At 70.1% G+C, this 14458-nt stretch carries 1 protein-coding gene and 1 pseudogene (1 of these 2 running past the window's edge); both read right to left on the bottom strand.

Annotation, left to right across the window (positions count from 1 at the left end):
* Window positions 1-13873, bottom strand: the 5' portion of a protein-coding gene (locus DMC61_RS38085) for a hypothetical protein (RefSeq protein WP_125695333.1). 13862 nt of this gene lie to the left of the window's left edge; only the first 13873 of its 27735 coding nucleotides appear in the window; its start codon is at window positions 13871-13873; the stop codon falls past the left edge of the window.
* 346 nt (window positions 13874-14219) lie between these two features.
* Window positions 14220-14458: pseudogene (locus DMC61_RS38090) on the bottom strand (NCS2 family permease); the annotation flags it as partial.

Consider the following 14458-nt stretch of genomic DNA (forward strand, 5'->3'; position numbering starts at 1 on the left):
TCCCGGGCCGCTCCTCCTCCAGCTTCGCGGCGGCGGCGCGGATCGCACGAACCTCAGGCACCTCCGCGCGATCGAGGAAGGCGACGCCCGCCGGGGTATCTCCCTTGCCCGGCAGCAGCAACGCGACCATTTCCCCCGCGGGCGTCGCGAGCACCCTTTCGATCACCGGCGCCTCGGTCACGTGGTGCACCTCAGGTGTGCGCGCCACGGACGGCTGAAATCGCGGAATGACCGGTATCTCGGTCAGCTCCATGCTGTCCCGGCGCTCGGGAGTCTCGGCACCGTCGGCCTCATCGGCTTCGTCGACGCGGTGAGCCGGGTCTGCGTCTGGCTGTGCTTCCCGAGCCGGTCCGGCGGACTCACCCGGGTCCAAGAAGGACTCCAGCTCCGTCGCGGGTTCCGAAGCGCGCGTGACCGGCTCCCGAGGCACGGGGATCTCGGCGGGTAACGGCGGCTCCGGTCGCGGCGAGGACGGTTCCGCACCGGCCTCCACTTCTTTGGCGCCCGCGCTGGGGCGCTCGTCACCGGCGACCACCTCGACCCAGATGTCGGCCCGCGTGTCACCGCGGCCGCCGACGAAGACAGGTGTCGTGTCCATGCCCAGCTCGGCCACACCGAAACGTTCATGAGGCTGCAGACCGAGCTGGGCGAGACCGAGCTGATGACCGAGTTCACGTTCGAGGAGCGTCCGGTGCGCCTGGAGATCCGCACCGCCATCGAACCGGTAACGGAGGACGGTCTGCTTGCCGTCCCGCCGCGCCTGCAGCACTTGCTCGACGACTTTGGCCAGCTCGGCCCGCCGAGCGTTGCTGCCGTCACCGTGTTTCCGGAATTCGACGCGCGCGGCCGGAGCGGTCGCGGTCAGCCACGGCTCTTGCACGTCGGCGATCGCCTGCCGATAGCGCTCTTCGGCCAGTCGCCACGCGGCCTCAGCCGTGTTCTCCGCGAGGCTGTTCGCCTCGGTGGGTTCGGTACGGAGTTTCGCCCGTGCGGCCTCCCAGGCCGCGTCCGCGCGGGCCATCTCGTCGGCCGCGTTCGTCACCGAAGCGGGCAGACGGTCCGCGCGGTCGGCGTAGCGGGTCACGTAGCCGCGGTCGAATTCGACGTCCACCACCGTGCGGCGACCCGAGAACCGGGAGTCCGGCTCGACGACGATCCGGAAGTCCCAGGGCTCCGACCAGACACTGGTGATCTTCTCGGGTTCGGCGCCCTTGTGCACCGAGGGCAGTTCGGGGCCGCCGGAAGTGCTTCCCGTGCCTTGCTCACTGCCGTCGCCCCGCCCGCCGAGCGGGTCGAGCCCGATGACCCAGTCGCTGGCCCCGCCGAAGGGCTGGCGGCCCTGTTCGTAGGTCTCCGAACCCTTCGGCTGGGGCACACCGGCGGCGACATACGGATTCGCCAGAAGCACGTGTTCGCTTTCCGTGCCCACTTCGGTGTGCTTGCTGCCGGACCAGCTCGACGATCCGGTCAGCCCGACCCTGGCGCTGGCCCCGAGCAGCTCGCCATCGCCCCGGGGCCGCGCGTACACGGTGGCTTTGACCCCGAGCGCGGGCGGCAGTTCGAGTTCCACGCCTTCGGCGTACCGGGTCTGCAGCGCCTCCAGCCTGCTCGGCGAGAACGCGGCGCGCGCCAGCCGCACGGTCTCGGAATCGACCGTGCGGCCCGCGGTACGGAGGCCGAGGTCCAGAGCCCGCACGAGATCGGCGGTGTCACCACGGAAGTCCAGCGCGCGGGAACGACCGGGGTCCGGGAACCGGGCGCCCAGCGTGTCCTGCGCCCACTGACCCAGCGCGTCCGGGGCGCCCTCGGCCGGGTGCCGAACGGTCACCTGTCCCGCCGAGAGTTCGCCGTCGGACGGTTTCGGGCTGTCCTCCGGAAGCGAGCGGGAGCTCACCGTCCGGTCCACCGACGTCTCGGCCAGCCGCTCCCCCTTGCGTTCGATCCGCAGATCGAAGCGGAAGTCGGCCTGGGAAACGTACAGCGCGCCTCGCGCGACCTCCGACTGAATCCGGGTCTCGACGTGCTGCCCCAGTTCGGCACGGAACTGTTTGAGCCATTCCGAAATGCCGCCGAAGCCGTATCCGAAATTGAAGTACGGCGCCCCGTGCTTACCGGGCTTGGCCTCCGACTCCGCCACGGCCTTCTCGGATCGAAGGGAAACAGCCGGAGAGAACAGGCTGGTCAGCTCGGCGAGGATTCGCGTCGAAGATTTCGACTCGGTCTTGGTCCTCGCGACGCTGCTGCCCCGGGTCAGGGTTCCGTGTTCGACGGCCGCTGCCTTCGGGCCGGTCAAGGGCTCGGCGCTGACGACGAGGTCGAAGGTCTCGCCACTGACCCGGTCTTCGATCCGTAGCGACGTGCTCGTCCCGCCGTTGGTGACGTCGGCCAACGAGCTTTGGAAACCGGCGAGGTAACGCTGGGCGTCCCCCAGGTTGTCGTGCTGTCCTTCCAGCCTGGACAGCGGCAGCAGCCGCTCGGCGCGCTCGCGGCCCAGCTTCTCCACGAGGCTTTCCCGCAGAGCGCCGATCTGGTCGCTCAGATCGAGCGGATCCAGGACTCCGTGTGCCCAGCCCGCGGGCAGTCCGGGACGAGCCGATTCGCTCGCGGAGGCCGCCGTCGTGTCCGGCGTCGGAGTGCCCACCGATTCGGCCGCGAGCTCGCGCTCCGCCGCGGTGGTCCGGGCGTCTTCGGCGAGGATCGCCTGCAACTGCTTCTCCGAAACCAGCACCGTGGCGGCTTCAGGCAGCCGGTACCGCACACCGAAGGACTTCGGCGCCGGGGCCTTCGTGACGTCGTAACGATCGAGATTCCCGCGGTGCCGCGAGCCGGCGATCTCCGTGACCCCCAGGGTCGCCTCGACGAGGTGGTAGGTCTCCGGCTCACCCCGGAATCCCGTCGACGTCCCGGTCTCCGTCCGCGTCATCAAGCCCGTGTTCCGGCCGCCCTTCCAGATGGCCAGTTCCTGCAACAGCAGCCCCATCGCGCGGCTCAGCACGCCGACGGCCTCGCGGACCGTCTCGCTCATCGGCACCCAGGCGTACTCGACGGAGTTCGCCTGCGTCCAGCCCTTCGCCTTGCCCTGTCCAGTCGTCTTGGTCCCGGAGACCGTTCGGTCGGGTTGCCGGGTGTAGGTCGCGAGCTTCTTCGGCTCGTGCAGGGTGTAGGAGACTTCGAGCTGAGCGGCGGCGTCGGCGCGCCGCCGCGCCCACCGCTGGTCACCGATCACCGTCGGACGGCTGAAGAGCCGGGGGTTCAGGCGCGCGGACCGTTCGGAGAGCTGTTCGTCCCGGAGCCGTGAGTTCTCGCCGTCGGCGAAGGCGAGGGCCGGATCGCCGCTCGCCCGTTCCTGCGCCTCGGCACCGTGCTTGCGCACGTGGTCCAGCCCCTTGATCGAGACCACCCGGATGTTGTCGAGTTCGCGCGACTGACCCCGGTGCGGCTGACCACCCGGAGCGAGTTCGTGCTCGGGCACGATCTCCCAGCCGACGGGTTCCACGTGCCGCGTCAGCTCGACCGCACGGGACGGGGGCAGTTCCAAGACTACGTCGACCTCGACCGAGCCCCGGTCGGCGTTTCCGTCGGGGTCGACGATCTCCAGTTTGTGCGTCTCCGGGCGGTGCAGCCCGGACGCGCCGAACGAAGCGCCACGGGCGAGCGCGTTGTGCCGGTTCCAGTAGCTGCCCTCGACGTCCAGCCGGACGCGGGCCCGGTACCGCCGCAGCGGTTCGGGCCGGACGTTCCCGGAGGTGTCCAGCTCCGTCCCGATCGCGCTCCGGTCGGTGACGCCGGTCTGCTGCTCGAGATCCGTCGTCCTGCTCGATGTCCGGGTGCCTTTGGAGTACGCCGTGAGCAGCGCCATCGAATTCACCACGGAGGAGTAGACCCGCGCCACCGCGCCACCCAGGAACGACTTCGTCACCGACGCCGTGGCGGCGGTTCGCTCGGTTTCGCTCAGCGTGGTCTCGACCGGCCTCCCGGCCGGGGTGTCCAGCGGTTCCAGCTCACCCAGGAGTTTGGCCGAGACCTGGAATGACGCGTGGTACTCGTGTCCCCGCCCGTGCTCGGGGGAGAGATCCACCGTCAGCGGACCGTCGGAGAGCATGTCGGCCGCGCGCCGGGCCAGGTTCTCCCCGGAGATGGCGCCCGCGATCGCGCGTCCCCGCGCGACCCGGCGTGCCTCCGCGGCCGACCGCCCGCCGGAGGGCGGAGCCGCGTCGGGATCGACGACGAAATCCGTGTTCCGCCATGCCCAGCGGTGGTGGCCGGGGATGGTGCGGGCCGAGGCGCGCATCATCGCGCTGAGCCGCTCCGCCGCTTCCGGCAACTGGAGGGCAGCCTTCACTACCGTGCCCTCGGCCTCGGCCGCCGGCACCGTCCGCACCGGCTCGCCCCGGTCGCCGGTGATCCCCGCCTGTCGCGCGTTCTCGACGTCGGTCCAGTGATAGCCGTCGAGAGCGCCGGGGAAGGCCACGACCGGTTTGCCCGGCGTACGGGCTTCGACACGGTAGACGGTCTTGTAGCGCACCACCGGTTCGGTCCGCTCGGTGGCGTGATCGGTGCCCGTCGTCCGCGTGGTGGTCCGGCCGCGCGTCACGTTCCGGCCGCCGCCGACCATCAAGCCGCCCGCCGCGGACACGGCCCCGACGTCCAATCCGGGTCCGGCGGCGAAGCTCCCGCTCCAGTCGCGGGTGGCGGTGGCGCCGCTGTCGGCGGTGGCCGATTCGGAGGTCGTCCGCCGATGGGCACCTCCTTCGATCGTTTCGAGGTAGGCCACCCGCTCGGCGATGACCCGCATTTCCAGGTCTCGCTGCTTGGTGGGCAGCAGTTTGCGCAGCGGACTTCCCTCGGGCAGGAGCGCCGCCGCGCTCATCCAGCCGTGTCCGTCGTCGGCCTGCTTCCGGCTGACGGCCACCGACGTAAGCCGTTGTTCCAGTGCCGCCGTGCTCAACGCGTTCCGGATGGCGCCGCGGTCCGCCGCTCCGCTCACCTTCCAGAGCCGGATGAGCTGGCCCGCCATCGACCGGTCTTCACCGGCACGCGGCGGCCGTGGCTTGCCCTTGTGCACGGCAACGGTGTCCTGCCGGACGCTCGCCGCTTCGAGAGCCGCGGCGGGCAGGAACGCGGGAGTCGGCACGGACCTCTCCGCCGCGGTGAGCCCTTCCGGCATGGCCATCCGGACGGTCACCGGAGCCAGCGTCTTGTCCGGATGCGCGGGGGAACCGACGATCGTCGTGGGTCCGTCCGGCTTGCCTGCTCCGTCGAGCGGGGTCACCCGGACTTCGAGCGGGACGTCCAGCACCCGGGTCCGGCCCTCCGGCAGCGAGATCGAGCCGGTCTCGCTGGTCGACTCGGTATGCCCGGCACGCCGGCTGGACGCGACGTTGGTCGGCGCGAACACGAGACCGAGGCCGAACAGACCGGGCACCATCGGCAGGAAGAACGCGATCCGAGCCATCGGCGTGCGACCGGCCGAGACGGCGGTAGTGGTGCTGTGGCTCCGCGACGCGCTCTCCGACGTCGTGGTGGCGGACGACTCGACCGGCCGGGCACGGTTCCAGTCAGGCTCGGCGGAAACCCGGTAGCGCTTGCCGTCGACCGTGATTTCGCGCCCTCCGTAGAACGATCGGACGTCGTTCTCCAGCGCGTGCCTCAGTTCCGCGGTGGCGGTGCCCACCGCGGAACTGACCAGATCAGCGTTCTCGGTCTTCGCGACCTGTCGTGCGGGTCCGAAACTCCGGTCGCCGCGCCAGTAGCGAGCCGTCGCGGGTTTGGCGGCCCCAGGACCGGAGCCATCTTCGGACTCCCTCGCGACCGACGGCGCTACCGAGTCCTCCGGGATCGTGGAGAGGGCGTGCTCCGGCCGGTTGCCCGGTGCCCGTGGGGCCGCGGGCCGGCGGTTGAATCGGTCGATCGCCTCCTGCTGCTCCTTTTTCGCCTCCCACCACGCCGCCAGGGCTTCGTCCGCCGACTGCCGGGCCGCCCTGGCGTCTCGTGTCAGAGCCTTGCTCGCCTTGTCGTACTCGGCTCGCGCGGTCTTCCATTCCCGGTAGATCGCATCAAAGTCCTGGACGACGTCCGTCAGTTCGACGGCGCGCGCCCGTTGGGTTTCGGCGTACGCGTGGATCTGTGCCCTGTCGGCTTTCACCCGGTCCACCGCGGCGTGGCTCATCAACGGCTGGGCCGGGTCGAGTGTCAGCCCGGACTGTTCTTCTCCGGCTCGAGGCCGCTGTTCGAGCCGCCGGATTTCTTCCGCCAGTGCGGGGAGCACGGCCCTCGCCCTGGTGGCCTCTTCGAAAGCCGTCGCTGCGGCTTCTTCGGCCGCCTCGTAAACCTCGTCGAGGCGTCCGGCGGGGTGATCGATCAGTTCGGCCAGCTCGCGCGTCGGCCTTTCGAACCGGCGCTCGGCCGCGACCTGCTCGAGATATTTGTCGTCGAGCGCCCGCTGCGTGGCTTCGGCCTTCTTTTCGGCTTCGCGCCACGCGTCCGCCGCGTCGGAGACCTTGGTCTGGGTGGAGAGGAGAGCGGGCGTCAGCTTCAGGCCTCGCGACGCCAGTTCCTTCGTCTGCATCCTGGTCTTCGCGTACACGTTCGGTGCCTCGGCCACGCCCCGGTGCCCGTCTTCGGTCTCCGCGACGACCCGGATCTCCAAGTGCTGGCTGAGCAGCGACTTGGACTGGAACGCGCGCTCTTCGTGCGCCCTCCTCAGCAGGTTCCCGGTGACCGGGGTGTGGTAGTCACCGGGACTGTTCGCCGAGATCGGCCCCGGCGCGATCCAGTTGTCGTTCGGGTCCACGACGAAGGCTTCGAGCGGATTCACCGCCGTGGCCCCGCCGATCGTCTGATCGGTGCTCGCGTTCGCCTGCTCGCGGATGCGGGCGGTCCGGTCGATCCGCGCCTTGCCGCTCATCCCGGCGAGGCTTTCCTCGACGATGCGCGCGTACAGCCGCACCTTGACCTTCTGGCCGCCGACGACCCGCTCGTCGATCAGGGCGGGGAGTTCGGCGCCGGTGGCGATGAACGTCTTGCCCGCTCCGGTGTAGTCGAGCCCGGCGCGCAGGTGGGACTTGAGCTGGTTGCTCGACGTCGCGGCGGCGATCACGGCGTCGGAGGCCATGCCCGCCTTCGGGGCGGCATCACCACGGCCGGCCGATTCGAGGGCGAGCCTCACCGCTTCGCCCGCCGCGTCGCGGATGGCTTCCGCGTTCGCCAGGTGCGCGATCGCCGCCATCCGGGGCAGCGGCTTTCCGCTGCCGCCGGTCATCCACTCCCGGATCCCGGCCGCGTCCATCTCGGCCGGGTCGATCCGGACCACCACGGGATCTTCGCGCCGGGCGGGCGGTTTCGCCGGTTCCGTGGCGATGCGCTGGTCGTCGGCGAGCGTCCGCCTCGTCACCGACGTGTCGTGCGAGGCCAGGCGGAGCGGCTCACCGTCCGCGCGGACGAGTTCCAGGTCCAGCCGCAGATGCTGGAGGTAGCGCGCGAAGGGACCGTTCGAAGAGGTGTTGTAGTTGACCGCGTTGATCTTGTAGTTCTCGCGGCGGGACGTGGTGGTCTTGCTCGCGCTCCCGCCCGCCGTGGCCCCGGTGGAACCGCTGGTGTCCCCGTCGCTGTAGACACCCCGCGCGCCTGCCCGCGCGGTCGCTCCGTAGGTCTTGCCGTTGTCCTGGCCGTCGATCGTGACCCGTGATCCGTAGGTCCACACGTCGTTGTCCACGTTGTCGTGGACGACGTCCTTGAATTCGGTCCTCGTCGGCACCGCGCGCAGGCGCACTTGGTGGGTCTCGGTCGTCAGGAGACCGCGCTGATGCAGCGGGATTCCCACTCCGCCGGAGATGAGGTCGTCGATCAGGGTCAGCACCGACTGAGGGGATTCGAGATCGCGCAACCGGCGAAGGTTGTGCATCGCGTCGTCCAAAAGGGACGTCGGCAGCAGGCCCGGCCGGAGCTTCCTGAGCTCTTCGATCCCCTTGCCGAAGAAGTTACCGAGGTCGGGTACGTCCTCGAACGATTCCGTGCCGAAGCCGTCGGAGCTGCGCTCGGGAGCCTCGAATTCGCCAGGCGGCTTCGCCCGCTCTTCGGCCTCCGGCAACAGATTCAGCGCGCGGGCTTCCTCTTCGGTCATGCGCACATAGGTGTGCAGCCGCTCGCCGGACGGCTCCGCGAGGACGGACTCGACTCCGCCGCGTTTCACCTCGGAGTCGATGAGCCCTTCGTTACGCGTCTCGACCACCATGCGGACGCGGTTGTCGTAGCGCACGAGGATGTTGCGGCCATCGCCGTCCGCGCCGCCGCGCCGCATGCGCTCGTACTCCGCCGCCACTTCGAGCGACTCGTCGTGACCGCGGCTGTAGGGAACGAAATTCGCCCCGAGGTAGACCTGCCCGCGGCCCTTGCCGTCGGGCGGCCGCAGATAGCTGGAGATGGAGGCGAGCGCGCCGAACGCCTTGCGGCCGCCCGACTCGCCGACGGCGTGACTTCCCCCGACGAACGACCGTTCCGCGTCCCAGTGACTCCCGACCGAGACCACGACGGGATTCTCGAGATCCATCCGGACCCCGACGTCGGCGACCCGGTCCTGGACCCGGCGTTTGTACCGCAGACCCGTGGACAGCTCACCGTGGGTGGTGAGAGCACGCAGTTCGGTGCGGAGCCGTTCCGGGGTGAACATCCGGTCGAGACGCTCCGCGGACGGGCCCGGCAAGGTCAGCACCGCATCGCCGTCGGTCACCTTGCCGAGCAGTTCTTCGAGCAAGGCTTGCAGCCGTGAAGACCCGGTCACCGCCTCGGCTCGCATGAATTGCGGGGGCTTGGCCGGCGCCTGCGTGAACTCCGCGAGTGTCGGTGTTTCCTCCTGGTTCAGCCAGCGCACCTCCGGCGGGGCGTCTTCGCGCGTGCCGGCCTTGGCGAATTCGGCCGGGTCCTGTTTCCACACCACGCCTTCGTCGAGCCAGAGCTCGACCTTGCCCTCGATGGGCCTGCCGATCGCGTCCTGCCGGTAGACGGTGGGCTCCGGCACGGTCCGGAAGGGAGAGCCCGGCGTGAGCCGCCGCACCCAGGCTCGCGGACGGCTGAAGGTACGCACCTCGATCTCGAAGTCGACGTCGTGTGCGAAGACGTGGGTGTTCTGGCTGCCGAGGTTCCAGTCGAGGCGTTCGGCTTCGAGGTCGACCCCGTTCCGCCGCGACTCGCTGCCGGCGAAACGCAGCGGCGCGACGGTGAAATCCGCCATCCCGCTCGCCGCCGACGTATCCGGCACCAGGACGGCGCGAGCCTCCGCACCCACGGTCACGCCGCGTTCGGTGGCCGTCGCGCTGGAGTTGACCGGGCTGTGCGCGGCGGTGGCGAGGATCGTCCGGTCGTAGGCCTTCCCGAGGTGCTCGCCTTCCGAGAGCTTGGCCTTGACCCGCACTTCGACGTACTCGCTGGTGAACAGGCCGCGCCGCTTCAGCTGGACCTTCAGGCCAGGCCCGATCAGGCTGTCGAGCCGGGACCGCATCGCGGTGGCCGAGAAGGCGGTCTCGATCTTGCGCAGGTTCGCCAGCTGCTCGCGGAGTGCGAACCCATCCACCTTCACCGGGCTGGGAAGGAAATCGCCGCGAGCAGGCAGGAACTTCGCGAAACCGGGAAGAGACCCTACGAAGCTCTCGACAGCCGGGGACACCTTCGTGGCGCCTGTGAAAAGGCCGGCCGCGACCTGGCCACCGGCCGCCGAGGTCGGCAGATAAGGCGGTTCGAAGAACTTGTCGTCGGTCGGGACGACCTTGTCCGAGGTACCAGGCGGCACCGGCAGCCCCTGTGCCTTGGCCTCCGGCAACCCCATGCGCACGTACGCGGTGATCTGATGCGGTTCCATCGTCTTGCCGCCGACGGGCGTGACCTTGAGGTTCGTGGTCACCTTGTACACGCCGATACCGCCGGTGGCGTACAGCCCGGCCCCCGAGCTCGTGTGGGCGCCGGTCGCGACCCTGCGGACCCGGCGGAAACCCACTCCGGCGGTGAGCCCGCCCGCGGCCCGGAACAGTTTCGACACCGGCGCCAGGCCGCCGAACCCGACCTCGACCTGGCCGCCGGAGGTCGCGGTGGAAATGGCGGTGTCGGTCATGTCCGTGACGTTGGTGAAGCCGAGCATCGAATCGTCCGGCAGCACGCCGACGAGCTCGACATCGTTCTTACGGGGGCTGTCCACCTCGAATTTGAGGGCGTGCCGGACGGAACCGTCGAAGCTGGTGAGGTCGGTGGAGAGCACCGGTGTGCCGGACAGCATCGTCGACAGGGACGGCCGGAGGCCGGTGCCCGTCAGGAGTTCGCGCAACTCGTTCCAGCCGGGTGCTCCCAGCGCCGTGGCCGACGGACGTCCCTTCTGGCCCAGCGCCGCGGCCACGTCGTCGAACAGGGCCGCTTCGTCCTTGACTTTCAGAACTTCGGTCGCCGTGAACTCGATGCGCTCCGCCCAGTTCGGCTGGAACTCGCCCACGCGCATGGTCTTCGGCGGCCTGCCGAGCCCTCGCAGGTGCTCCGGGATGATCAGCTTGACCGTCTGCCCGGTGACGGACCCCGTCTTCTCCCGGCCGCGGCTGTCGGTGACGGTGACCTCGTAGTCGACGCGCGTGTCCGCCGCCCAGGCGGGACCGGCCGCCCGGATCGAACCGAGGTTGGTGGTGGTCGTGGTGGCGATGTGCCGCCGGGCCGGGCGTCCGACGAAGGCCGTCACCGACGCCCAGGCGTGCACCATCGCCGTGGCCAGCATCGTGGACGCGCCGCCACCGACGACCCACGGCCGGGTGTCGTTGCGGCCTTCGGTATGGGCGACCTGTTCGAAGTCCTTGATGTGCCCGACACCGACGTCGAACGGTTCTTTCCCCCTGACGACGGCGTTGTCGAGGTCCATCTTCGCGCGGATCTTGACCGAGTACCACTCGCCGTCCGCCCACACCCCGAAGGTCCGGCCGGAGCGCAGCAGGGTTTCGAACCTCGTGCGGGTGAGCCGCGTGGCGATCTGGCCGAACCCTGTCTCGTGCTTGATCTCCTTGCCCTTGAGCTCCTTGACGAAGTCGCGGACCAGCGCGGTGAGTTCCTTGTCGCCGGTGGCCTTGCCGGTGACGGTGACTCCGCCGAGCGCTTCTCCGTCACGCGCGTACATGGGCAGGGCGGAGCGGAGGTCGGTCGGCCGGGCGGGCTTGCCGTCCGCGAAGCCGTCGTAGTGCGAGCCGGCCATCGTCGAGCCGGCCAACGTCGAGCCGCCGTCATCGCTGTCGGCGAACGAGGCCAGAGTGCTGGTGGACGACTGCCTGCTCGGTCCGGCCTCGGCGAACCCCGCGCCCTTGCCGAGCAGGACCGCGCCCGGGGTCGGGTTCTGCCCGGGGTCGAGCGGCCGGAGGGCGGTCGTGGTGACCTCGACCCGACGTCCGGGGGCGAAGGGCACCACCTCCCGGGCGATACCGGCGTCCCGGGCGAGCTGCGCGAACCGCGCGGTCTCGGGGTCGGTGATCGCGCAGGTGACCACCATGAGTTTGTTCCACGGCTTCGGCTGGCCGGTGGCCGACAGGCTCCGGTTCACGTCGGCCAGCGCGTCGACGACCTTCTCGATCCGGCCGGCGCGCGCTCCCCCACCGGTTTCGGTGGACGAATGCCACACCACGGTGAAGTCGGCGTCGGAGCCCCTGCTCGCGCCGGCGGCGAACGCGTCGGCCACCGTGGTCGCTTCGGCGTCTGGCAGGAACGAAGCGCCGATCACCGCCTGCTCGGGCGAGATCAGCGGCCGTGCCGAAGGCATCGCGTCCTCGGCCTCGGGCCGGGACCGGTCGGTGGTGGCGCCGCCGTCGGCTGCCCGGTCGTGGCCGGGGAGCGCCGGATCGTGCTCCGCGCGCGCCGGGCCCGTGGTGGTGGCGTCGGCGGTGGTCCTGCCCGCGGTCTGCGCCGTGTCGGCGCCACCGCTGTCCCGTGCGGCCGTCTGTTCCGGACCGACCTGCCGTTCGAGCGCGGGAGCCACCGCGTCCGGCCGCGCGGCGGCGACGTCCGCGACCGTCTCGGGCCTGGCCGGGCCGGTTCCGTCGGTGCGCGCGACGGTGGTGGCCGGCGTGGCACCACGTGGCTCCGCTGCCGTGACGGGGCGGGCGGCGTCCAGGGGCCCTGCCGTACTCGCCTGCTGCCGCGCCGTCGCGGATTCCGGGGCCGCCGCCCTTCCCGCACCGGTGTCTCCCGGGGTGGAAACGGCCGCCGGATTCGCTCCGGCCACGGGAGCGGCCGGGGTAACGGCGGCGGGAACCACGCCAGGGGTCTCGCCCAGCGCCGGTGCCGCGGTGTGGCCTGACTCGACTGTCGCCGTCTCGGTGCCTGTGTGCGCCGAGGCAACGGGGGCCTCGGTGGCGCTTGCCGGAGTGAACACCGCGCCCAGTGCGTGACCGGTCGTCGTGGTGACTCCCGGGTCGGCCGCTCGGCTGTCGGCGGCGATCGTGTCCGCATAGGACGGTGGCGGTTCGAGGAAGAGCCGTTCCCCTGTGGTGAGACCGCCCTCGGTCTTGGCGCCGGCCACGAGGCCGGTCTTGACGTCGGTGGGGGCTGTCGCCTCTCCGCCGGTCTTTACGTCGGCGCTGGTCTTGACGTCCGCACCGGGTTTCGTATCCGCGGCGACCGCGCCCGCTTCGGGGATCGTCAGCTGTGGCGCGCTCGGCAGATGACCCAGCGCCGACATCAGCGCGTCCAGCGAACCCGCACCCGAACCCGCGGACGACGAACCACTACGGCCGCCGCCGAACCCGGACAATGCCCCCAGCATCCCCAGCCACGGGCTCGCATGCGGAGACCCCGTGGCGGCGTTGATCACCGGAGCGGTGATGAACACCACCCCCACCTGACCAAACCCGTACGACAGGTGCCCCAACGCCTCCACGGACCCCGGAACCACCCGCTTCGGCGCCTCGACCGCCTTTCCCGCATCCGCCGCCGCCTCCGGCGACTTCTCCCCGCCGACAGCGGCCTCCGGTGCCTTCTCACCACCGGCTTTCCCTGTCACCCCACCCGGCACCGCACCATCCACAGCATCAGCGGCTTCTTTCGCGGCCACCTTCGCCGCCAGGTCATCCGCCGCTTCGGCGGCGACCTTGCCGGCCGCCTGACCCGCCCCCTCCAACGCCGCACCCCGCACCCACACCGCACCCGCGTGGAAGATCCCCGCGAACGCACCCCCCAGCGCACCACCCACGAACGACCCCAGCAGCGATTTACCGTCGAACCCGTCACGCTTCCCCGCCGCGACCTGCCCGGCCTGGATCGACAAATCCAAACCGCCCATGATCCCCGCGCCCGCGGCCCCGAACTTCCCCGCCTGCCACGCGGCCGCACCCAACCCCGCCAGCGCCTTGCCACCCAGCTGCTTCGCCGACATCGCCGCCAACGCCTGCATCTTCGCCACCAGCGCACGCCACACCGCCATCAACGCAGCACGCGCCGTCAAAATCGCCGCACCGGCCATGAACGCGAAAATCAACGTCGCCAGCAAATGCACAATCGTCGCCAACGCCATCGCCGCCATCGCGACCATCATGACCTTGGCCTTCACCACATCAGCCGCAGCCGTCTTCGTCATCGACGCCAGGCTGTCCGACGCCTCGCCCAGCGCCTCCACACCGGACGCCATGTCTTTGCCCAGAAAGGACGAAAAGAACTGCCCCGTGTCCCCCTCCAGCGCCGCGTCCACCCCGGCACCACTCGCCCGCAACGCGTCCTGATACTCGCGCGCGGCCACCTCGAACTCACGCCACGCCCGCTCCAACGCCGACAACGCCACATCATTGCCCTCAGGCCACGACATCCCCAACGTCACCAAAAAAAACTTCTGCAACTCCGGGGGCAGCTTCACCGAACCACCGGCCATTCACTCTCACCTCCTCCCACGAACTCGAACAGGTGATCGACCCAGGTCGTCAGCGCTCCGGATCAACGTTCTTTCCAGCGTTTTCCTTACTTTCTCCAACCGCGCGCCGAACTCGCGGTGTGCCTCGTTTCGAGGGGACTTCCCTCACGAGAAAGCCGATTCAGGGCCGGACGATCGGGCAATACATCTCGCCGAAAGCACGGTCCGGCACAAAGCCTCCGTTAAGAAATTCAGGGAAACTGGCCGTCGCCCAAGACCGTAGCCCCGTGTCGTCCGTCTGATCACGGGTGTCGTCCCTCCAGACACGCAGGACGGCCACCTCACGGCCTCATTGCCTGCAAGCCAGCTAGCCGAACACGGCTTGGATGGGGCCGACCGCGAAGTAGGCCATGAACATGGCCGCGATGGCCCACATGAGCGGGTGGATGCCCTTGGCCCGGCCGGAGACCGCGCGGAGCACGACGTAGCTGACGAAGCCGGCGCCGATGCCGTTGGCGATCGAGTAGGTGAACGGCATGACCACGATCGTCAGGAACGCGGGCAGCGCGATGGTGAAGTCGGAGAAGTCGATCTCCTTGACCTGGC

This window comes from Amycolatopsis sp. WAC 04169, assembly GCF_003947535.1.
Taxonomy (GTDB): domain Bacteria; phylum Actinomycetota; class Actinomycetes; order Mycobacteriales; family Pseudonocardiaceae; genus Amycolatopsis; species Amycolatopsis keratiniphila.